General features: G+C 33.7%; 18 protein-coding genes and 1 tRNA gene. 5 read left to right on the plus strand and 14 right to left on the minus strand.

Annotated features, from left to right (window positions below):
* Nucleotides 1–16: 16 nt before the first annotated feature.
* Nucleotides 17–2,272 carry a TonB-dependent receptor gene (locus CGC48_RS10670; RefSeq protein ID WP_098029554.1) on the minus strand — a complete coding sequence of 752 codons (2,256 nt, stop codon included), beginning with the start codon at nucleotides 2,270–2,272 and terminating at the stop codon, nucleotides 17–19.
* A gap of 90 nt (nucleotides 2,273–2,362) precedes the next feature.
* Entirely contained in the window at nucleotides 2,363–2,776 is a 414-nt protein-coding gene (locus CGC48_RS10675; RefSeq protein WP_098029555.1) for an HYC_CC_PP family protein, read from the minus strand.
* Nucleotides 2,777–2,941: 165 nt separating this feature from the next.
* Between CGC48_RS10675 and CGC48_RS10680 the strand changes: the two genes are divergently transcribed.
* Genes CGC48_RS10680 through CGC48_RS10690 form a run of 3 tightly spaced genes read left to right on the plus strand, consistent with a single transcriptional unit; the run spans nucleotide 2,942 to nucleotide 6,458 of the window.
* Nucleotides 2,942–4,135 (plus strand): alanine dehydrogenase, encoded by a 1,194-nt coding sequence (locus CGC48_RS10680; protein ID WP_098029556.1) that lies wholly within the window; start codon nucleotides 2,942–2,944, stop codon nucleotides 4,133–4,135.
* 53 nt (nucleotides 4,136–4,188) lie between these two features.
* Complete coding sequence (locus tag CGC48_RS10685; protein WP_212898850.1) at nucleotides 4,189–4,542, plus strand: DUF4258 domain-containing protein; 354 nt, start codon at nucleotides 4,189–4,191, stop codon at nucleotides 4,540–4,542.
* A gap of 17 nt (nucleotides 4,543–4,559) precedes the next feature.
* Nucleotides 4,560–6,458, plus strand: coding sequence for a RecQ family ATP-dependent DNA helicase (locus CGC48_RS10690; RefSeq protein ID WP_098029558.1), 1,899 nt, complete (start codon nucleotides 4,560–4,562; stop codon nucleotides 6,456–6,458).
* 46 nt (nucleotides 6,459–6,504) lie between these two features.
* Here CGC48_RS10690 and CGC48_RS10695 read toward each other — a convergent pair.
* The 5 genes from CGC48_RS10695 to CGC48_RS10715 form a co-directional block, all read right to left on the minus strand.
* Nucleotides 6,505–6,577, minus strand: a tRNA-Gly gene (locus CGC48_RS10695).
* A 133-nt stretch (nucleotides 6,578–6,710) separates the two neighbouring features.
* On the minus strand, nucleotides 6,711–7,925 hold the full coding sequence (locus CGC48_RS10700) for a bifunctional folylpolyglutamate synthase/dihydrofolate synthase (RefSeq protein WP_098029836.1): 1,215 nt from the start codon (nucleotides 7,923–7,925) through the stop codon (nucleotides 6,711–6,713).
* Between the two features lie 105 nt (nucleotides 7,926–8,030).
* Nucleotides 8,031–8,882, minus strand: coding sequence for an energy transducer TonB (locus CGC48_RS10705; RefSeq protein WP_098029559.1), 852 nt, complete (start codon nucleotides 8,880–8,882; stop codon nucleotides 8,031–8,033).
* Between the two features lie 6 nt (nucleotides 8,883–8,888).
* The gene (locus CGC48_RS10710; RefSeq protein ID WP_098029560.1) at nucleotides 8,889–9,275 is read right to left on the minus strand and encodes an ExbD/TolR family protein; all 387 of its coding nucleotides are present in this window, start codon (nucleotides 9,273–9,275) and stop codon (nucleotides 8,889–8,891) included.
* Between the two features lie 27 nt (nucleotides 9,276–9,302).
* The gene (locus tag CGC48_RS10715; protein ID WP_041990376.1) at nucleotides 9,303–10,001 is read right to left on the minus strand and encodes a MotA/TolQ/ExbB proton channel family protein; all 699 of its coding nucleotides are present in this window, start codon (nucleotides 9,999–10,001) and stop codon (nucleotides 9,303–9,305) included.
* 234 nt (nucleotides 10,002–10,235) lie between these two features.
* On the opposite strand from CGC48_RS10715, the gene CGC48_RS10720 reads away from it, so the two are divergent.
* Both CGC48_RS10720 and gpmA read left to right on the plus strand, forming a co-directional pair.
* Nucleotides 10,236–11,981, plus strand: coding sequence for an ABC transporter ATP-binding protein (locus CGC48_RS10720; protein WP_098029561.1), 1,746 nt, complete (start codon nucleotides 10,236–10,238; stop codon nucleotides 11,979–11,981).
* 81 nt (nucleotides 11,982–12,062) lie between these two features.
* Nucleotides 12,063–12,809, plus strand: a complete 747-nt coding sequence (gene gpmA, locus CGC48_RS10725; protein WP_098029562.1) for a 2,3-diphosphoglycerate-dependent phosphoglycerate mutase — start codon at nucleotides 12,063–12,065, stop codon at nucleotides 12,807–12,809.
* Nucleotides 12,810–13,109: 300 nt separating this feature from the next.
* Here gpmA and CGC48_RS11865 read toward each other — a convergent pair whose 3' ends face one another.
* The 7 genes from CGC48_RS11865 to CGC48_RS10755 form a co-directional block, all read right to left on the minus strand.
* On the minus strand, nucleotides 13,110–13,451 hold the full coding sequence (locus CGC48_RS11865) for a hypothetical protein (RefSeq protein ID WP_232780503.1): 342 nt from the start codon (nucleotides 13,449–13,451) through the stop codon (nucleotides 13,110–13,112).
* A 206-nt stretch (nucleotides 13,452–13,657) separates the two neighbouring features.
* Nucleotides 13,658–13,873, minus strand: a complete 216-nt coding sequence (locus CGC48_RS11870; RefSeq protein WP_232780504.1) for a hypothetical protein — start codon at nucleotides 13,871–13,873, stop codon at nucleotides 13,658–13,660.
* Between the two features lie 240 nt (nucleotides 13,874–14,113).
* Nucleotides 14,114–16,255 (minus strand): S46 family peptidase, encoded by a 2,142-nt coding sequence (locus tag CGC48_RS10735; RefSeq protein ID WP_098029837.1) that lies wholly within the window; start codon nucleotides 16,253–16,255, stop codon nucleotides 14,114–14,116.
* A 172-nt stretch (nucleotides 16,256–16,427) separates the two neighbouring features.
* Entirely contained in the window at nucleotides 16,428–17,087 is a 660-nt protein-coding gene (mnmD, locus tag CGC48_RS10740; protein ID WP_098029563.1) for a tRNA (5-methylaminomethyl-2-thiouridine)(34)-methyltransferase MnmD, read from the minus strand.
* Between the two features lie 3 nt (nucleotides 17,088–17,090).
* Nucleotides 17,091–18,233, minus strand: coding sequence for an AAA family ATPase (locus tag CGC48_RS10745; protein ID WP_041990384.1), 1,143 nt, complete (start codon nucleotides 18,231–18,233; stop codon nucleotides 17,091–17,093).
* A gap of 196 nt (nucleotides 18,234–18,429) precedes the next feature.
* Nucleotides 18,430–20,535, minus strand: coding sequence for an elongation factor G (locus CGC48_RS10750; RefSeq protein ID WP_098029564.1), 2,106 nt, complete (start codon nucleotides 20,533–20,535; stop codon nucleotides 18,430–18,432).
* A 212-nt stretch (nucleotides 20,536–20,747) separates the two neighbouring features.
* Nucleotides 20,748–23,381, minus strand: a complete 2,634-nt coding sequence (locus tag CGC48_RS10755; protein WP_098029565.1) for a sodium:solute symporter family transporter — start codon at nucleotides 23,379–23,381, stop codon at nucleotides 20,748–20,750.
* Between the last annotated feature and the right edge of the window lie 111 nt (nucleotides 23,382–23,492).

The following is a 23,492-nucleotide window of genomic DNA, read 5'->3' on the forward strand; positions in this document are numbered from 1 at the left end:
TTATTTGGTGTTTATGTTAATTATTTTTCCAATTTCTTATTTTAAAACGTAATCCAGCGTAGTACATTTGCCCAAAAGTAGGAGCATATAGCATTGTACTGTCAAAATATGTACCAAAAGGGTTATTGGCAGACAAGATTCCGTTTTCTTGCTTATAATTTCCTATGTTTTCTCCTCCAACATATATTTCAAATTGATGAGAAAAAGCTCTTGTTATTTGAAAATTCATTGTAGCGAATGATGGTGCATACTCGCTCAAACGATATTGCTCTGGATTGTTTTTGGTTGAAGGAAGTCGTTGTTTTCCAAGCCAATTAAATGTAAAGTCAAACTTCCAAAGAGCGTGATTTCTTTCGATAGTTTCGTATGCTACGTTCGCAAAAAATCGATGTTTGGGTGTTAATGTTTTCTCCAATTTTCCTGTTGTAAACTGCGTTTGAACATCATAGTATTTGTAGGCAGTTTTTAAATCCAAACCTCTGAGAGGAGAAATACTAAATTCAGCTTGAAAAGAATTGGCAAAACTTTCTCCTTGCAAATCATAAAATAGAACTTGTTGTGCAGAATTATCTAAGTCTATAACTGATTGATTTTCAAAATGAGTTCTGTAAATATCAAGGCTAACTTCTACATTTTTATTAAATATTTTGAATGATTGCAAAAAGCTTCCTCCGTAATTCCACGCTATTTCAGGATTCAAACCATATAATTTTCCGCCATTTCCAAGTATTGAAATTTCTCGATTTGAAGCAAAAAACTGTTGATTTTCAGCAAAAATATTAGCAGCTCGTTTTCCTCTTCCTGCAGAAGCTCTAACAACTGCATTTTTCCAAGGATTGTAGCGTAAATGCAAACGTGGAGTTATGAAATTCCCCAAATTATTGTGAGTATCAGCACGAATACCAGCTACCAAACTAAAATTATCTAAATTGTCATATGTATATTCAAAAAAAGCACCGATAGATTTATCTATACGCGAAAAATCGGCTTTCAAATTGCTTGATACCAATTCATTAAAGTCATCGTAAACAAAATTAATTCCTGTAGCGAATTTATTTTTTGTATTGGTAATAATCGAATTATAGATTAGATTCGAGTAAAAGCTTTTTTGATGTATATCATACTGATTCAGACCAAAATATGAGTTCTGTTTGTGCCAATGAAAAGCATTTTGTAATCCAATACTTTTGTGAGGCTCGTCGGGAAAAGCATAACCAACCTTATTTGCAATACCAATTCTTTCGGAATTTATTTCACTTCCCCAAGCATTTTTAGAAAGCTTATCCGTTGCAGGATTAAATTTCATTTCTCCTGCTTGTCGGTTATCTTTCATATAATTTAAGTTCAGAAATCCAACCCAACCCTTCTCATTATCAATAAATTGCCAACGATTTAGTAAGTTTATTTGATTACCTTTTGGGTGGTCTATAAATCCATCTTTATTATGGTCACTTTTTGTATTCAAAACATTTCCGTGAGCAAAAAATGTAGAACTCAGTTTGTCAGAAAATTTTTGATTTAAATGAGCGTTAATCTCCATACGACTATCCTGCGAACCAAATACATTAAGGAAAAAAGGAATATCCGTGGCAGGTTTTAAAATTTCGTAATTAATTTGTCCTGAGATACTTTCATATCCATTTATAACACTTCCTGCACCTTTGGTAATTTGGATACTTTCAATCCACGTACCAGGGACAAACATCATTCCGTAGGCTTGTGAAGCACCCCGAATTGTTGGGATATTTTCCTCAGCCATCAGGATATACGGACTTGTGAGTCCTAACATCTTGATTTGCTTATTTCCTGTAACTGCGTCAGAAAAATTTACATCAATTGACGGATTTGTAGAAAAACTTTCCGAAAGATTGCAACAAGCAGCTTTTAGTAGTTCTTTGCTACTCATTATCTGTAGATTAGCTACCTGATATTTTGACCGAACTGTGGCTGCCCGATTGTGTGAAACTACAACCTCTTCCAAATTGTTCTCTGGTTGTAGTTGAACCACCAAATCTGATTGAGAATTTACATTTATAGTCTGTGATTTGAATCCTATGTGGCTGAAAACAAGAGAGTTTGATTGTTCTGTGTTTTTTATGGTAAAATTACCATTTTCATCAGTAGAAACTCCAATAGAAGTTCCTTTCCAGTGAACATTCGCACCCAAAAGAGGTTCTTTGTTTTCATCGATAACTTTTCCACTTGTATATTTTTGAGAGAAAAGTAGAAAAGGGAATAAGAATATTCCAATTATAAAAAAGTATTTATTCATTTATTGTCAGTATTTTATGTTATAATTTTTACGTAAAATGTTTAAGACATTCTAAGTTAGAATATCTAAAAAATGGTTACTAAAAATTAATTATGCATAAAATATAAACTGACAAAATAATTCGTACAGAGGAGGAGCATTTAAATCAACATAAAAAGCAGGAACATTTCTGTTTGATTTTAAAATGCTTATATTCTTGAAATTGTACGAATTTTCAGGTAAGGCAAAGGTGAAAAAACTTAACTGAAATGTTTTAGAGGAAAGCGTATCATCCGATTTAGAAGATTCAAAGGTTTGATTGTCACAACAATTAGAGTGTTCATCGTTCGATTCGCAACAACCTCCAACTAAATCGCAATAATCGTTTTCTTGCTCTGAAATGATTTCGTAAGTAAATGAAATAGAAGCTAATTCGTCTTTACAATAATGGAAAGACAATGCCCATCCTGAATTTGAAAACAAGATGAGAATTATCAGTAATATGTGTGTAAATTTTCGAATCATTGGGGCAAAAGTAATGATTTATTTGTTATAAAACTGTTAAAAATATAAATTTAATTGTGTCTTTGATGTAAGTAGTTGTCAATTAGATATTTTTTGATTATTTTACTGAAACTTTCTTGTATTTTTGTATATTGCTTTTTACTTTTGTGTTTTTAATAGAAATTTATGGCACCACTATCCACTATCTCAAAGTTTTTGCCACAAGAGGAACGATTGGCAATATCTAATAGGCAAATATCGCTAAAAATAGGTTTGCCCAAGGAAAGTACATTTCAGGAAAAGCGTATCTGTCTGGCTCCTGACGATGTTGCTGTTTTGGTGGCAAACGGGCATCAAATTTTGGTTGAATCGGGTGCGGGTGAAAATGCTAATTTTTCTGACAGAGATTATAGTGAGGCTGGAGCAGAAATTATATATGATACGGAACAAGTATTTTCTTGTCCCATAGTGTTAAAAGTTGAGCCACCAACAAAAACGGAAATAAATTATCTCCGTCCGAAATCAGTTTTGATTTCAGCTTTGCAGATAAAAACTCAAACAAAAGAATATTTTGAGGCTTTGTCCAAAAAACAAATTACAGCTTTAGCTTTTGAATATATTCAAGATGAAGAAGGTAATTTCCCAGTACTTCAGTCTGTTAGTGAAATTGTAGGAACTGCTTCAGTATTAATAGCTTCAGAGTTGATAGCCAATGTTTCGAATGGAGGAGGAGGTTTTCTCTTCGGGAATATTACAGGGGTGCCTCCCATCGAGGTTGTTTTTTTAGGAGCAAACGACATAACCAAATCAGCTGTTAAATCAGCAATAGGTTTGGGAGCAAAAGTAAAAATGTTCGATAGTTCCTTAGCAAATTTGCGAGAATTGAAGCAATCGTTAAACGACTCGATTTTTACATCTACTTTGCAACCTAAAATCTTAAAAAAAGCCTTGATGCGTTGTAATGTTTTGATTGGAGCAATGCGAGGTGAGAGCCGTTCTCCCATTGTGGTTAGTGAAGATATGGTTCAGTTGATGAAAAAAGGTTCAGTAATAGTGGATGCCAGTATAGATACGGGAGGATGTATTGAAACAAGCCGAATAACCACTTTGGCAAATCCTACTTTTGTGAAACATAACGTGGTACATTATTGCGTTCCAAACATTGCTTCACGTTACGCTCGAACTTCGTCATTTACTCTGAGCAATATTTTAATGCCTTTTATATTGAAAGTAGGAGAGGAGGGAGGAATTGAGAATATTTTACACGCAGACAAAGGCTTAAGAAACGGATTGTATTTCTATCACGGAATTCTGACGGATAGTACTGTTTCTGAGTGGTTTGGATTACCTTACAAACCCATTAATTTATTATTTATTTAAAAACCAATCAATAAGAAGTTTTTTATCGGTTGGAAATGTTAAAAGGAGTTGAAATGTCAATATTAAAAAGAATTGGATATTATTCTATTGGGCTTTCTATCGGGATTGTAATTGTTGCTTTTTTCTTCAAAAAGAAAGAAACAGAGACTTTTTGTTATTTTCCTAATTGCAGAGTTTTGAAAGATTTACGTTCCAAAACAATGGAAATTTCTCCCGAAATTATCGCTACCAAAGAGGAATTAACCAAAATTTTTACAGATGGTAATGTGCTTTTTAGCAAAAGTGATGTGAAGGCAGAGCCGTGTAAAGTTTATGTTGTTGAAGGAGATTTAAAGGGGAAAAAAGTAGAGGTGATTGTTGAGAATTGTAAAGAAAAAGTTTTTGTTAAAAGGATAGAAATCCAATAATTTCTTTTTTTGAAAATATGAAAAATCCTCTTGAAATACTCAAAAAATATTGGGGATATGACTCCTTTCGATATCCTCAAGATGCTATAATCCAGTCTGTTTTGCAAGGGAATGACGTTTTAGCTCTAATGCCAACAGGAGGAGGTAAGTCCATTGCTTTTCAGGTACCAGCTTTGGTAAAGGAAGGAATTTGCATTGTTGTTTCTCCTCTGATAGCATTGATGACAGACCAAGTTGAAAACTTGAAAAGTAAAGGTATTAAAGCCCTATCAATTGCTGGTGGAATCTCATATGAGGACTTGGAAAGATTGCTAAATAACGCTATTTGTGGTGATTATAAATTTCTGTATTTATCTCCCGAACGTTTGCAACAAGAGGTTGTTCAGAATTTCATTAAATCAATGAATGTTAATTTAATAGCGATTGATGAGGCTCATTGTGTTTCCCATTGGGGAAAAGATTTCCGTCCCGCTTATCTGAAATGTAAATGGTTGAAAGAACAGTTTCCTAAAGTTCCATTATTGGCTTTAACTGCTTCCGCAACACTGAAGGTGCATAACGATATTCTTCAGCAATTAACCATTGAAAAAGCAACAATTATTTCCACTTCTTTAAAGCGTCCTAATATTGCCTATATGACTTTCAAAACTGATAGTAAATGGCAACGATTAGAGCAGATTCTGAAGAAAAATAAAGGAACTTCGATTGTTTATGTTCGTAGCAGAAATGGAACAATCCGAATGGCAGAATATTTGCAAGAACGAGGTATTTCAGCAACTTTTTTTCACGGAGGACTATCTTCCGAAGAAAAGAACAAAAAATTGAGTATGTGGCTACTAAATGATATTCAAGTGATGGTTGCCACAAATGCCTTTGGTATGGGAATTGATAAGCCCGATGTTCGAACGGTTATTCATTGGGAAATTCCAACAACTATTGAAGATTACTTTCAGGAAGCAGGAAGAGCTGGACGTGATGGAGAGAAGTCATATGCTGTTTTACTCTATAATAATTCAGATTTGCAAAGTACTAAAAATCAACTTGCAGAACAAATCGTTGATGTTTCGTATTTGAAATTCTTGTATGCTAAATTAAATGCCTATTTTCAGATTGCTTACGGAGAAGGAGAAGAAATTTCCTTCCGATTTCAATTTTCCGACTTTTGTAAGCGATACAATTTACAATTTCAAAAAACATATAATGGATTATCTTTACTTGACAGATTATCAGTTATTTCATTGAGTCAAAATTTTCATCATAAGATTACATTGCGTTTTCTTCCTTCAAGTGTAGAGGTAATTAACTATTTGAAAAATCAGACAAAATTAAAGGATATCGTTTTCTACTTATTGAGAAACTTTCCTGGAATTTACGAACAAACCATTCCTATAAAAATTGAAAGAATAGCCCAAAAAACAGGAATGGAAATCTCAAAAATTATAGCTCAATTTGAAAAATTACAAAAAGACGGGATAATAGAATACACTAACGAAAACACTGATGCTGAAATAATTTTTAAAGTTCCACGCGATGACGATAGAACTATTAACGCAGTTGCTAAAAATTTGAAAGAATATAATGCGAATAAGACTGATATGCAAGAAGCTATGTTCCGTTATATCGAAAATTCAGATGAATGTAAAAGTATTCAGCTGTTAAGGTATTTTGGTGAAAAGGAAATGAATCCTTGCGGTATTTGTTCTGTTTGTATTTCTAAAAAACAGAAAATAAAAATAAATAGTGAGGAATTAAGACAAAGGATTTTGGATTTATTAAAGGGGCAAAGTTTGTCTTCCAATGAGTTGCTTTTACATTTAGATTTTGAAGAAAAAGATATTTTGGAAGAGTTGTACAATTTATTGGAGATGAATAAAGTGTATATTAACCAATACAATCAATATGTTTTGTTAAAATAATATATTTTAAAAATAAAAAAGCAACCTTATTTAGGTTGCTTTTTTGAGCGGGAGACGAGGTTCGAACTCGCGACATTCAGCTTGGAAGGCTGACGCTCTACCAACTGAGCTACTCCCGCCTATCCTTTGTTTTACGAGTGCAAATATAATGCAATTCATATTAAAGTTCCAAATATTTTTTTACTTTTTTTTGATAAAATTTTATGTTAAAATGTAAGTGATTTATATTTAGTGTTTTATGTTAATAAAAAATTAAACAATTTCTGCAACAACGAAAGTACTTCCTCCTACAAAAATGAAATCTTCTGGTTTCGCATTTTTCTTTGCTGCTTCCAATGCGTTTTTTACCGAGTCGTAAGCTTTTCCTTTAATACCTTTTTTAGTGGCAATTTCGTATAAAATTTGCACATCTAACCCACGCGGAATATTCGGTTTACAGAAATAATATGTTGCATTTTTAGGAAACATATCAAGTGCGGAGTTCACGTCTTTGTCTTTTGCAAAACCTAAAACGATATGGAGTTTTTCAAAGGATTGTTGAGAAATTTGCTCAATAACGTATGATAATCCAGCCTCATTGTGTCCTGTATCGCAAACTATTTTAGGTCTTTCGGAAAGAGTTTGCCAACGCCCCCTTAGCCCCGTATTTTTTACCACATTAAGTAGCCCAGTTTCGATGTCATTATCAGAGATTTCCCAAAAATTATTTCTCAAAAAATCTAAAACGGCAATAACTCCTTTTATATTTTTTTCTTGATAAATTCCTTGTAAATCAGTTTTTAAAACAGTTGAAATATAGGAAGCAAAAATAATAGGAGCATTTTCTTCTTTGGCTTTTTTGATAAAAATAGGGGCAGTTAATTCATTATATTCACTAATAACTATAGGTGTATTTTTTTTTATAATTCCTGCTTTTTCGGTAGCTATTTCTGGTAAAGTATTTCCTAAAATATCCATATGGTCTTTCGATATGTTCGTGATTAAGGATATCTCAGGATTTATAATATTTGTAGAATCAAATCTACCGCCTAACCCAACTTCAATAACGGCAATATCTACTTGTTGTTTTGCAAAATAATCGAAAGCCAACCCAACTGTCATCTCAAAAAAAGACAAGTGATTTTCTTCAAAGAAAGATTTGTGTTTTTCTATGAATGTAATTACATCACTTTCAGGTATTTCGATGCCATTTATTTTGATACGTTCTCTGAAATCCTTAAGGTGAGGTGATGTGTACAAGCCCACTTTATATCCTGCTTGTTGTAAAACTGAAGCTAACATATGGCTTGATGAGCCTTTTCCGTTGGTACCAGCGATATGTAGTGATTTGAATTTCTTTTCAGGGTGATCTAGTATGGCGGTAAGTGCTTGAATGTTATCCAATTTATGGTTTAATGCTTTCCCGCCTTGGTTTTGAAACATAGGCAAACGATTAAACATCCACGAGAGTGTTTCTTGATAGTTCAATTTCATTCAGTTAATAAGTTGATATAAGAAAAGATAATTTAAGAAAACCTATTTTGAAATTCTTAAATTATCTTCATTTTTTTTAATAGCTTCACGTTGCGTAAATTATTCTCCTAATTTAAAGTTAATTACAATAAATCCGATTTGTCGTGAAGGAGCCTTTGAATCAGCATTCCATTTGTGCTTGAAGGCTGTTTTTCGGGCTGCTTCTAACAGACAAGCTTCTCTGCTTGTAGAGCCTCTCACACCAGGAGTAGCCTTTACCACATTTCCATTTTGGTCAACTTCAATTTGAACGACTATTGTTCCTGATTCATTACAGTCTTGCAGAACTTTTCCTTCAGCTTCTATGCTTCGTCCTTTAAGTCCCCAGCCTTTGCCTCCTGTTCCTGAACCTCCAGAACCGTAATAACTACTTGCGTAAGGGTCTCCATCAGGGCTACCTTTGTAACCAACAACATTGTCATCGCCTTGTCCTCCAGAGGAGTTTCCGTTTGCATTAGCAGCTCCTAAAATACTTGATAAAGCATCAGTTGCTTCTTTTGATGGCTTGGGCTCTTCTTTTGGCTTTTCAGTCGTTTGCTTATTAGGAGTTTTTTCTGATTTTTCCTTTTTGGGAGTTTCCTTCTGTTTTTCTTTCTTTTTTGGTTCGTTAGGAACAGCAATTTCTTCTTCATTGTCCTGAGCCAAAAGATTTTCTTTGACACTTTCAGAAGTACTTTCCTCTGGTTTTGACGTTTCCTCAGAACGTGATGGTTGTGGTTTTGAAGCACTTGGAGGAGGAGACTTTTCGCCCATTCCCTGTACATCAACACCAAAAACGACATCAACACCGCTTTCAGGAGGAGGGTCAAGATATTTCATTCCCGCAAAAAATAGCAAAATCACGATAAGCCCCATTATAGTGGTAGTGATAGCTAATGATTTACGTTTATGTTCTGTGTCAATTAAACTCATATCATTTTATTTTGGACGAACAGCCAAAATTACTTTATATTGGTTTTGATTTGCGATATCCATCACAGCAACAGCTTTCTCAATGGGAACGCTTTCTTCTACCCTTAAAATGATGGTAGGCTTTTCAACACCTTGCAATGCTACTCTAAGTTCTTGTTCTAAACTCTCAATAGCAATTTGTTTTTTATCAATAAAGTAATTTAAGTCTTTGTTTATGCTTACAGAAACATTCTGTGTATTAGTCGATTTACCCTTAGCTTTTGGTAAGAGCAAGTCTAATGCGTTCGGACTATTTGCCGTAATCATAAAGAATACAAGCAACAAGAACACTATGTCAGTCATTGACGACATACTGAATTCAGGACTGACTTTATTTCTACCTCTTATTTTCATTTTGATACTTGGCTTTAGAGGTTGTTTTTATACGGGTTCATTCAATAAATCCAAAAATTCAACTGCATTAGCCTCCATTTGGTGAACGATTTTATCAGTACGAACGACTAAGTGGTTGTAACCGATGTAAGCGATGATACCAACAATTAATCCAGCCACAGTTGTTGCCATTGCGGTATAGATACCATTGGCTAAAGCTCCCATTTCTGCCTGTCCTCCAGCAGTAGCCATCTCGTGGAACGACATAATCATACCAACAACCGTGCCTAAAAATCCAATCATAGGTCCAGCACCTGCAATAGTAGCCAAAATCGCTGTATTTTTTTCCAACTTGTAAACTTCCAACGTTCCTGCATTTTCGATTGCTTTATTGATGTCTTCCAGAGGTTTACCAATTCGGGAAATACCTTTTTCAATCAGACGAGCCACAGGTGTATTCGATTGCATACAAAACATTCTCGCTGCATCTAATTTACCCGCCGAAATACCATCACGGATTTTCATCATAAAATTCTTATCAACTTTAGAAGCTGATTTTATGGCAAATAATCTCTCAAAATAAATAAATAAGGCCACAGCTAACATAATGAATAACACAGCAATGATAACTGTACTCGCCGCTCCTCCGTTGAGGATCATATCCATAACCGAAAGTGTTTTTTCTTCAACAAGTGCTGTTTCACTTGCGACACTCGCCAACTCACCAGATGTTTGTAATACCAACATAATAATTTTTCGTTTTTCTTTTAAATCTGGCAAAATTAATAATTAATTCTTATTATGCATACTTTTTGTTGTTTTTTTACATTTTGATTGATTCGTTTTAAGATATATTTTTGAATTAACCCACTGAAAAGGATTTAACTAAGGTAATTTTTTATTCTTCATCTTCGTTATGAAAAATTTATTTTTTTCGATTTTCTGTAAAAATAGTTATCTTTGTCGTCTTAAAATTTAGGTATGCATCATTTACGACATATTCGAAAATATTTTTATAAGTATCGTTTTCATCTGGTATTGGGAATTTTTATCACAATTATAGCCAGAGTTTTTTCGTTATTTATGCCAGAATATGTACAAAATTCTATTTCTGCGATTGAACAATACACAAAATCTCCACAGGAAAATATAAATATCACAGAATTACTGTTGAAATACGCCTTGATTATCATTGGAACTACAATTGTTTCTGCAATAATGACTTTTTTTATGCGACAATTGATAATTAATGTTTCAAGATATATAGAATATGACCTAAAAAATGAAATTTTTGTAAAATACGAGCAACTTTCACTTTCTTTTTATAAAAAAAATCGTACTGGCGATTTGATGAATAGAATTAGTGAAGATGTTAGTAAAGTTCGGATGTACGCTGGTCCTGCAATTATGTACAGCGTTCAAACGATAACGCTTTTTTTGTGCGTAATTCCGCTAATGTTTTACACGTCTGTAGAGTTGACGCTTTACACATTAATTCCTCTCCCTATTTTGTCAGCGTTGATTTATGTGATGAGTAGAAAAATCAATAGAGAGACACTGGTTGTACAACAATTTTTATCCAATTTGTCCACTTTTTCTCAAGAAACATTTTCAGGCATAGGAGTTATTAAAGCCTATAATGATGAATCTCTGATTAACAGTCAATTATCTGTTTTAGCAGAAGAGGGAAGACAAAAAAATATCAAATTAGCAAAAGTACAGGCAATTTTTTTCCCGACAATGATTTTGATGATAGGTTTAAGTCTAATTTTTGTGATTTTTATGGGAGGAAGGCTTTATTATCTGGGTGAAATTACTTCGATTGGGGTTATCGTAAAATTTAGTATTTATGTGATGATGCTCACTTGGCCTGTGGCAACGGTGGGTTGGGTAAGTTCTATTGTGCAACAAGCTGAAGCCTCTCAAAAACGGATTAATGAGTTTTTGGCAGAAGTTCCTGATATTCAAAATACAAATCCAAATCCAGAGACAATTAAAGGAAATATTCGTTTTGAAAATGTAAGTTTTACCTATCAAGATACAGGTATTCAGGCTCTTAAAGATATTTCTTTCAATATTAAAAAAGGAGAAACAATAGCTATTATCGGTAAAACAGGAAGTGGAAAAACCACAATTATTGATTTGATTTCCAGAATGTATGATGCTTCAAAAGGGCAAATTTTCATTGATGAAAAACCTATTCAAAGTATGAATTTACCGAGTCTTCGCAAGGCTATTTCAGTAGTTCCACAAGAATCTTTTTTATTTTCGGATACGATAAAAAATAATCTTTTATTTGGAAACAAAAACGCAACACATCAGCAAATCGTTGAGGCAACAGAAAAAGCAGTTGTACATCATAATATAATGGATTTTACACATCAGTATGAATCCGTTTTGGGAGAACGTGGTGTGTCGTTAAGTGGTGGGCAAAAGCAACGTATATCTATTGCTCGAGCTTTACTTAAAGAGGCCGAAATTTATTTGCTGGATGATAGCCTTTCGGCTGTGGATACGGATACTGAGGAAAAAATACTTTACAATTTGGGTGAAATTTTTAGGGAGAAAACCGTAATTATCGTAAGTCATCGAGTTTCAATAACCAAAAATGCGGATCGTATTTTAATGTTAAATCAGGGAGAATTAGTAGAAGAAGGAACACACGAAGAACTTTTTGATAAAAATGGCTATTACAGAGCATTTTACGATTCACAAGTAGAAACATAAAAAATTGTGTAAGAATAGAAATAATTATTGTATCTTTGTGCTGAATTGAGATGTAATTAATAATTAAAAAAATATAAAAATATGTACAAAATTGTATTGTTGCGTCACGGATTAAGTGAGTGGAATAAGTTGAATTTGTTCACAGGTTGGGAAGATGTTGATTTAACAGAACAAGGAATCGAAGAAGCTCGTGAGGCAGGTAGAATTCTTAAAAAAGAAGGTTTTAAATTTGATGTAGCTTTTACTTCTGTATTGAAAAGAGCCATTAAGACATTAAATTACGCTTTAGATGAGATGGGAGATTTATGGGTACCTACTAACAAAAGTTGGCGTTTGAATGAAAAAAGCTATGGAGCTTTACAAGGTTTAAACAAAGCTGAAACCGCAGAAAAATATGGGGAAGATCAGGTACTTTTATGGAGACGTTCTTACGATGTAAAACCACCACTTATTGAAGAGACAGATAAGAGACACCCTTCACACGACCGCCGTTATAATAATTTAAAAGCGGAAGAAAAAACAGGAGGTGAAAGCTTGAAAGATACGTATGACAGAATGTTGCCTTTCTGGTTTAGTGATATCGCTCCTGCCATCAAGGAAGGAAAAAGTGTGATTATTGCAGCCCACGGAAATAGTTTGCGTTCATTAGTTCAGTATTTAGATGGGCTTAGCGAGGCTGAAATCTTGAAATTGAATATCCCAACAGGTGTGCCTTTGGTTTATGAATTAGACGCTGACTTAAAACCAATTAAGAGTTATTATTTAGGTGATCAAGAAGCCATTGCAGCAGCAATCAATAGTGTTGCTAATCAAGGTAAATCAAAATAGTAGATTAAAAAATATATTTAAAAATCCGTCTGAAAGTTTCAGTTTTCAGACGGATTTTTTATTTTTAAGTGAATGATATAAAGTGGTCGTAGGTTATGATAATGATTAAAATAAAGACCTCTACACCCTCAAAGTCAAAGATAAAGCTAAAGTCCAGTTAATAAGCACTTTGGTCACTTATGTGCTTATAACTTTTGGTTGGGTGCAGAGCGAAGATTCCAAAAAGGGTGACCAAGTAATGAATAAATATCCACCTTATATCATTCTAAATCAAGTAAATAAAAGTCTGTTATAGGTCAACTATCTTTTCTTACCTGAACCTTGATTATTTTTTAATAAATCTTGAATTTCAGTTTTATATAAATTTGGAATAACAATCCTAAAACTTGCAATTTCTTCTTTTATTTTTATAAGTTCAGCTGTTTCGCTCACTACCAACTGATTGATTTTTTCTTGTCGTGCTTGTGAAACTCGTAAAAATTCCCTTTCGTAATTGACTTTTGATTGATTTTCGAATTCGCGAAATTTTGCTTTATAGAAATTAACTTCGCTTTCAAATTCACGATGTTGTGCCAATAATTTTTCTTGCAAAATTTGCAATTCTTCTATCTCATGCAAAGGTACATTTATAATTTTGAACACTTTTTCACCTATCTGCCTGAGTGAAATAAGTTCTTTTTTAGTGATCTCCTCACGTAAAGCATCAAAATTGTGAATGAATTTTCCAATATGTGCTGCTTTTGCCTCACAGGAGTTGTATTTTATGACTTTTTCAAGAGGTAAAGTTTTTAAAAAATCTTCAATAGTAACGTTTTTTAATTTATCCAGAGCTTCAAAGTCAATTTTTTCTACTTTTCCTCTACTTTCTGGCGAATTTGTAATATTTTTTGTGAAATTTCATTGACACGATTATCTTTTTCTTTGATAGCACTTCTTAAATAAGCAGAAATGGCATATAAGGTTCCGATTTTTTCTAACTTCTCATCAATATTTTCTACTTTTTTGAAATTATCCAATTTTTCTCCTTTTAATGAGGAAGTATGTGTGGCTATGTTTGTAACCAAATTTTGAATTGGTTTCAAATGCTCCTTGATACGCTAACAAACGTAATTGGCTTCGTAAGAGGTAAGTCCTGAAGTATTAAAATATAGACTTTTTGTCAGTAATGAGTTCGTAATTTGAATATTAAAAAAACGAAGATAATGATTCTTTAATCTAGTGTTGAAAATCTACAAAAAAAAACTACGTAACAAGATGTAGATCATTTTATTACGTAGTTCTATAAAAAATAATATTGACAGAAGTTATTCTACAATTGTCATTTCATCAACAATATGTTTTGCTCCTGAAAATTTGTCGATTACCCAAAGTACATAACGGATATCTACATTGATTGTACGTTGCAGTTTTGAATCGAAAATAACGTCTCCTGCCATTGCTTCGATGTTTCCATCAAAAGCCAATCCGATTAGTTCACCCTTACCATTCATTACAGGCGAACCAGAATTTCCACCGGTGATGTCGTTGTCTGTTAGGAAATTAACGTGCATTGTCCCATCTTTATCTAAATAGCGTCCGAAATCTTTTGCTTCATACATTTCAATCATACGTTTTGGCATATCAAATTCAGGGTCGTTGGGTTTGTATTTGGCAACCATTGATTTGAATGTTGTATAATTATTGATGGAAGCATCGGCATTACGTTTATCGGCAGGAAGGGCACGAACTGTTCCGTAAGTCAAACGAAGTGTGGAGTTTGCATCAGGATACAATGTTTTCCCAATTTTAGAAACTCGCATTCCTTTCACAAACTTGCGGAAAGCTTTTTCATAAGAATCTTGTAAAGCGATTTGCTCTTCTGACTTATGATTGTATTTATTTACAATAGCAAATGAAAGCTGTACTAACAAATCATTTTTAAGAACTTCTGGGTTAGGATTTTCTAAAAAGGTTTTGAAATTTTCTTCTGAACCAAATACACTTGTTTCAAAGGCTTTATTAGCAAATTTTTTGAAATCACCCTGATAATCAGTTTGTATTTGTTGTATTTCGGAAGGAATATTTTTTGCTTTGGTTGCGTATAATTTTAATCCGTCAGCCAAAATAGCTTTTTCGGTAGCGATGTGTTTTTCTTTGTAAATTTGCAGAACATTTTGCATACGGCTAACCAATTGTTTCTTTTGCTCATCAGGCATTTGTTCGTAATTTTGAAAAGCACGTGCTACTGCCTGTGGAAGTGCAACAAAATCCGTAGCCCGAATAAGTGAAACCAAATAGTTATTATCAGCTGATTGAACGTTTGTTTTCTCAAAATAATTAGCCATTGTTTTCAGTACATCGCCATATTCAGCTCTGTTTTTCTTTTTATTTGCCCATTTAGCAAATTTTTTCTCGTAACTACGTTTTGTATCAGCAGTTTTGTGAGCTTTTAAAGCCTCAATCATTCCTTGACGATTTTTCCAGTAATTAGCGATTTGTGCGTATTTTGAAGCATACATCAATCGAACGGCATCATCAGCATTCATAAAAGGTTTCATAGCGTCCATTGCTGTTTTTGAGCCTTTTACCCAAGCTGGGTATGCATACGTTACGTTTTGGTCAACCCAGAAAGAAGGCACCCAGCGATTTGTACGTCCAGGATAGCCCAAAATCATTGCGAAATCCTTTTCTTGAACTCCTTTTAGGCTTACTTCTAGGTGTTTTTTGGCTTTCATAGGGACATTTTCAGCAGAATACTCGGCTGCATTTCCGTTTTTGTCAGTGTAAACACGGAAAAGTGAAAAATCCCCTGTTTGTCGAGGCCATTCCCAGTTATCGGTATCCCCTCCAAATTTTCCAATACTTTCAGGTGGAGTTCCTACAAGGCGAACATCTTTAAAGTCTTGATAAACAAAATAATAAAATTCATTTCCTTGGAAGAATGAACGAACAGAAACTACATATTTTCCTCCTTCATCATTTTCTTTTTGAATTTTAGCCATTTCACGATTCAATGCTGCTTCACGCTCTTTTTCAGTCATTTTATCGTTAACCACAGAGAGCATTCGTTGAGTAACATTATCCATACGGACAAAGAAACGAACAAAAAGTGATTGTGGTTTTATTTCATCTTGATATGTTTTAGCCCAGAATCCATCACGCAAGTAATTATTTTCGGGTGAAGATACTTCCGCAATTTGCCCGTATCCGCAGTGGTGATTGGTTAGTACCAACCCATCTTTGGAAATAATACTTGCTGTACAACCTCCGTCAAATTGTACGATGGCATCTTTTAAGCTATTATTGTTAATACTATAAATTTCTTGGGCAGTAAGCTGTAAGCCCATTTTTTGCATATCACGCTGATTTAAGCGTTCTATGAACATCAGAAACCACATTCCTTCATCGGCACGAGCTATTGGTGTTAAAAGCAAAGTAGCGATGAATGCTAAACATATTTTTTTCATCATAAAATAAATTAAATTTTTTGAGGCTAAAAGTAAATAATAAATATATTTAAAAATATTATTTAGTGTTTTTTAACATTTTCGAGCGTCATTTTTTCTCTTTTCCATAGAAAATTCTGTTTGCGCATCTGAATTATAAAATATTAAAATTTTGATGTATTTGGAAAGAGAATCATTTTTTAGCTCTTAACATTTCACGTTTTCCAGGAGGACCTTGTAATTTTTCAACCTCAAAACCACAATGTTTCATCGCTCTTTGTACGCTTCCTTTTGAAGAATAGGTAACTAAATATCCATTTTTTTTCAAGGCGTTGTACATTTTTTCAAAAATAGAAATTTCCCAAAGTTCAGGTTGAACCCTTGCTCCAAAAGCATCGAAGTAAATAAGGTCAAACCGCTCAAAATCATCAATTTGTTCAAAAAAGTGATTTCTTTTCTTAATTACAAAGTTTTCTGAAAGTGGAAATTCTTTTTCCCATTCCGATTGGTGAATTTTTTCAAAAATAGAATGTAGTGTATTATTATTCAGTAGGTTGCAATAGTTCATTTGTTGGACTTCCTCCCAAGAAAGTGGATAACCTTCCACAGTTTCATAATGAATTTTCAACCCCAGTTTTGAATGTTCTGAATAAGTCACTAAAGTATTTAATCCTGTTCCAAAGCCAATTTCAAGAATAGAAATAGATTGATTTCCAAATAAATAAAGTCCATTTTTTATGAATACGTGTAAGGCTTCCTGAATAGCTCCGTGTTTGGAATGGAAACTTTCATTCCACTTAGGAATATGTAAAGTAGTTGAACCATCGGAGGTTACGATAATTTTTCGTTCCATTTTTTAGTTTTTAAAACCTATTTTTGAAGGTTCAGAATTTTCCTTAAATTCCTTGATATTAATGTTTGTCAATTCTGCTAAAGAATAAGGTTTATTTACAGTGATTTGTTTATCAGTTGATTGTAAATATTTGTTTGCTTTTTCAATGGTGAGCTCTTTAAATTTGTATTCGGCAATAAGCCTTCCTTTTCGTAAAAGGGCTGGGTCAATTTTTGAAATATCGGAGTTGAAAGTGCAAATTAATTGACACTCAAGTACATCGGAAAGCATACCATCTGCAATATTTAAGATAGAAGAAACTACATCTGTATTGCTATTGAAAGCAGTTCGCTCAGCAATGTAATTTTCGCAATCCTCTAAAACTAAAATGGAGTTTTTGTTTCCAATCAGTAGCCCAATAAAAGCGGGATCGGTAAGTGAGCCAATCATTGTTGTAGGAACGAAAATAAATTTTTTATTCGGAATTTGACTTGTTAACCATTTGATATAGTTTGTTTTACCAGAACCTGCAATTCCGTGAAAAAGAACTACTCCTTTCGTGTCGTTTGTCAAAACATTTTTAACTCGATTGTGGATTTCCAAAAAATCATCATTGTACATTGTCTCAAAATCAATACGATATGGTTTTATAGTGTGAGTTTTGATTTCAAGTCCAACTTGAGTTTTTAATAAAATTGATACTTTCGAATCTTTAGAAACATATTTTTCTATATATTCCGAAAAAAGGGCAGTTAAATTTTCTTTCGTTTTGGGATTTGTATTTTCGTAATATACGTAATTTACTTTAAAAAGTCCCTCCTCAAATATTTGATTATCATATTCATTAGATAGGTTTTTATCTGTTAGAATAAAAACTTCCAGTTCTGGATGAAAAAAGCATTCTTCCGATTCAAAAAGTTCATTTTGTTTTGATGCATAATCAACTGTATAGTAATCAGTGCATTTTACAAAATGTTTTAGCTTTTCTTTCTGAATTACTAAATCCTCTCCACTTAGATAAATTCTACTCATCAAATCGTCCAGCAAACACTGATATGGGTTGCTGTAAGTCAGCATTTTAAATTTATCCACAACCTGAATGTTGTCATCTCCATCAGTTTGTAGTAGATTAATAGGGCGATAATATTTAGAGTCTTGTATCTTCATAAATAGTTTTTTTTAAGTATTTTTCAAACAGAGAAAAAGTTCGTTTTTATCAAAAAATTTTGGCAAAGGTATGAAATGTAGTCAGAAGTTAAAAAATAAAATTTCAAATTTGATTGTAGAATTTAAAATAACAAAAGCGAAACGTAATTATAATTTGAAGTACGTTTCGCTTTAAAATCAAATATATGAGCTTACACTATCCTTTTAATAATTTTTCTTGAACTTCGTGGTTCATTACCTGATAGCCCCACAAATGCCTACTGAATTTAGATTTTCCTTGCGTGATGGAACGCAGTGAGGTGGAATATCCGTACATCTCGGAAATGGGTACTAAAGCCTTGATTTGCTGGTATTGTCGGATGTTGTCAATTCCTGTAATGACAGCTCTTCGGCTTTGTAAATCGGTCATTACATCGCCCATCGCAACAGCATCACAAAGCACTTCCAATTCGTAAAAGGGTTCCATAATTTTGGGTGAAGCATTTTTGAAGGCTTCCGAAAAACCAGCTGAAGCTGCCAACTGAAAGGCAATATCATTGGAATCTACAGGGTGCATTTTTCCGTCGAAAACGCTTACACGAACGTTTTGGCAATACGAACCTGTGAGAGGTCCTTCTTCCATTTTTGCCATAATTCCTTTTTTGATAGCTCCAATAAAGCGTGTGTCGATGCTTCCGCCAACAATGCACCATAAGAAATGCAAATATCCGCCCCAAGGTAGTTCGATGAGTTCTTCTTTTCTGATATTCAAATCGGTAGGTAAAGGGGAATTTTCATCATAAGGTTCAACACGAAGATGCACTTCGGCAAATTGCCCCGCTCCACCTGATTGTTTTTTATGACGATATTGGGCTTCAGCGGTTTTTGAAATCGTTTCACGATACGGAATTTTCGGACGAATAAGCTCCATATCAATATTATACAGCGATTTGATACGTTGTTTCACCACATCAAAATGCATTTGTCCTTGTCCGTGAATGATGGTTTGTTTCAGCTCAGGAGAATATTGCAAGGTAAAGGTTGGGTCTTCCTCCTGAATGATATGTAAAGCGTTGGTTAGTTTTTCAAAATCCGATTTTGAAGGAGGCACCACAGCCATACGGATTTTCATTTGTGGGAATTTGATTTTGCGTATTTGTACGTCTTCGTGTCCTTCCGCATTGAGTGTGTTGTTGGTATGTGAATTTTTTAGTTTTATAGTAACTCCTAAGTCACCAGCGACCAATTGCTCAACGGATTCTCTGTTTTTTCCATTTACGACGAAGATTTTGTTGATGCGTTCGTCTTCGCCATTCATCTGATTTTTAAGGGTTTCTCCGCTTTTCAGTTTTCCGCTATATACTTTAAAATAACTGAGTTCTCCAATTTGTGATTCGTTCAGTGTTTTATAGATGAAAATACTTGTGGGTAATGAGGCATTCGGAGCGAGAGTTTTTCCGTTTTGAAGCTCTTTATCAGGTTGTTGCAAGGGGGAAGGACAGATGTCACGAATGAAACCCATAATACGTCCCGTTCCTTTATTTTCCTTTGCCGAAGCACAAAAAACAGGGAAGAAATTTTGTTTTCCCATAGCCAATTGAAGTCCTTTGGTAAGTTCTTCTTCCGATAGTGTTCCTTGTTCAAAGTAGCGTTCCATTAGTCCTTCTTCTTCCTCAGCAGCTATTTCAACAAGCTGATTGTGAATTTGTTTTGCTCGTTCAAGTACCTCTTCAGGAATAGCTTCTTTTTTAGGTTTTCCTCCGTTGGAATCGAAGGTATACATTACCATACGCAATGCATCAACGATATGATTAAATCCGTTTTCTAATTGATATGGAAACTGAATTTCGACTACTTTATTTCCAAAAGTATTTTTGATTTCCTGAAGTGATTTTTCAAAGTCTGCTTTTTCGTGATCCATTTGGTTGATAACGAAAAGAGTAGGGGTTTTAAACTCTTCGATGTAATCTTTGTGGAGTTCGTTTTGAACCTCAATGCCTTCCTTAGCGTTGATAACCACTACGGCGGTATCGGCGACTTTCAGCCCTGAGATAGCTTCACCGATAAAATCATCAAAACCAGGGGTGTCAATAAAATTGATTTTGACATTTCCCCATAACACGTGCATCAACGAACTGAAAATACTGTGTTTTTTTTCTCGTTCCATTTCGTGAAAATCGGAAATTGTATTTCCCTCTTCAATGCTTCCGATGCGTGTAGTAGCTCCTGATTCAAACAGCATTGTTTCTACCAAAGAAGTTTTTCCGCTTCCGGCGTGTCCTAAAAGAACCGCATTCCGAATATTGTTGGTATTATAATCCATAATGAATAATTTTGGGTGTTAAAAATACCCTATAAAAGTATAAAAAAATGAAATACAAAGCAAAGTAATTTTGCATTTTTTGTTTTTAGAAACTAAAATAATATAATTTATTTCATATTTCAATTTTTATACTATTGTTAATCATATTTTTATATAAATAAAAACAGATTGTCTGAAAAGACAATCTGTTTTCGATTTTATTCTTATTTTTACTATTTCTTTCTTGTTCTCCAAGTGATTCCTTCAATTGATTTTTTATTTGGAATCAATAAGCTCAAAGTAAATGCAACAATGATGTTAGAAACCATTCCTATAAGTCCGTAAAGTAGGAATGAAAAATCTGTGTGAGATTTTACTAAATATAGGACAATCACGCCAGAAATCAACCCAATGAAAGCAGGAGTAGCACCCACGCGAGGGAAAAATATTCCTAAAATGAATAAAGCACCTAATCCGCTAGTTAGTAGACCTAAAAAAGTATTAAATTGATCCCAAAGTGAAGCTATATTCCAAGTAGCTAATACAATAGCCATTCCTGTTCCTAATAAACCAATGATAACTCCTGACCATCTAGCTACAATCATTTGTTGCTTGAATGAAGTATTTTTAAATAGAGATTTGTAAAAGTCAGAAGTAATTACTGCTGAAACTGAATTGATGTTTGATGAAAGTGTACTCATCGCTGCAGCAAAAATGGAAGCTATTAGTAATCCTGACAATCCTACAGGCATCTGTGAAACAAGGAATTGAGGAAAAATAGAATCAATATTAGGGTCAGTAATGGACATTTGTTCAGGATTCGATTTGTAAAATGCAAATAGCCCTGTTCCAAGAAGGAAAAACAAAATGCTCACAGGAACACTCACAATTCCGTTTAACCAAATACTTTTTGCCGTTGCTTTTTCGTTTACGGTCGACATATATCTTTGCACTACTGATTGGTCACTGGTATATGATATTAAAGTATTGGCAAGTCCTCCAAAAACTACAACCCAAAATACAGGTTGTGAGAAATCGAATCGGAAATCAAATGTATCAAATTTGTTGAAAGATTTCGTTGTCTCCCAAAATTCACCAATACCACCTTCAATCCCTGTAATCATTACTACAAGAGCAGCAATAGCACCTCCAACTAAAATAAATCCTTGAATTACGTCGCCCCAAACCACAGCTTCCATTCCACCACTTGTTGAGTAAATTATGGTTACAAGGCTCATTATCAATATAGCATAGTAAATATTAAATCCCGTAACTATATTTAAAGCTAATGAAGGCAAGAAGAGTACAATTGCGATACGGCTTATCATAAAGAGAGTAAAAAAAGCCGATGCCACCCAGCGAATTGGGCGATTAAAACGGATTTCTAAATATTGGTAAGCTGTGTCTAATTTAAAACGCAAGAAAAATGGTAGAAAAAAGTGAATAATTATGGGTACAGCCAAAATAATTGTCATATTGAACATCAACATACGCCAATCAGTAGCATAAGTTTTGGCGGGAATTGAGATAAACGTAATGGCACTGAGCATTGTAGCAAAAATACTTACTCCTACTGCCCACCACGGAATGCGTCCGCCTCCTTTAAAATAATCTTCGGTATTGTTATTGTTTTTCATAAAGAAAAACCCAAGTCCTAACATTCCTATGAAATATAGCCCCAATACAGCATAATTTAACCAACCAAAACTTTTACCCTTTGAAAATGATAATTTGGTAATCAAAGAAGAACGAATACCTGGTTTTTGTTCTCCTCCTGCGATATAAATATGTTGATTTTGAGTGTCATAAAAGATTGACGATACAGCTACAGCGTTGTTTGCATTGCCTAAAGTAAACCACTCATCGGTAATTGTATTGTAAACCAAAATTTCTTTTTCAAATCCTTGATGGTTTTGCCATAGTTTGTTACGAAGTTCAATATCATTATCGTTTATAGCTTTTTCTATCTGATTGAAAATAAATCCAGTATCTCCTCCAAATAGTAAAATACTTGATGCCCCTACTTTGGTACCTGTAGAAACTGCCAGAGGTAAACTTCCTTTCGAGTTTTGAATGTTTTTCTTTTTAATCCATTGATTTCTTGAAGGTTTGAATTGATAAACTTCGTCGTAAAAATCAGTAATGTTAGAATTATTACGACTTCTTCCTCCAAAAGTAAAAATTGAAATTTCTTCTCCATCTTGTTGGGCAACAGCCACTGCTCCCGACACGTGTTTGGGATAATTGGGTAATTTTTGCCAACCTTTTTTAGGATTGTTGATGTCTAATTTTATGAATTGATTCGATGACGTACCGTTAGTTGTCTGTCCACCAACAATATATATGTGGTTTTCTATGAGAGTTGCCGCCGCACTTTTTACGGCTATTGGTAAATCTGGAAAGTTTGTGATTTTTATTTTTTTGTTTTCGTAAGAAATTAAAAAGTTTTTTGATGAAACGTCATCAGGTGTTTGTCCTCCAATGCAGAGAAGTCCTTCAGGGAGAGAAATATAAGTCCCTTCGGCGATGGCTTCAGGCAAATCATCTCCTTGGTGAACTAATGATAATTTACCATCAGTTGAGGATTCAAAAATAAAAATAGTTTTGGAAAATTCTTTTTTGCCTCCCTGCCAAGGTTTTTCGTTAGGAAAATATGAGCCACCTGCTAGTATAAAAAATTGCTTGTGTTTGCCGAAATAAGTTCCTGCTAATCCTTCTTGAAATTGTTTTGTTTGAAGTGAATTACTATTCCAAACTACGGATTGTTCAAGCTGGTTAATAGTTTTCCTTTCCTGAGCTTTTGAAGAAAAGATTGCCCCAAAGAAAAAAAGAATTGAAAAAACGACCGAATAATAATTTTTTATCATAACGAAAATATTGGTCTTACAAAGGTATATTTTTTTAATTCTAAAATCAAAAAAAAGGAGGTATATTTCGGTAGAGGAGCAAAAATTTCATTCTAATGGAACTTTTTTATA

The sequence above is a fragment of the Capnocytophaga cynodegmi genome (genome assembly GCF_002302475.1).
Taxonomy (GTDB): domain Bacteria; phylum Bacteroidota; class Bacteroidia; order Flavobacteriales; family Flavobacteriaceae; genus Capnocytophaga; species Capnocytophaga cynodegmi.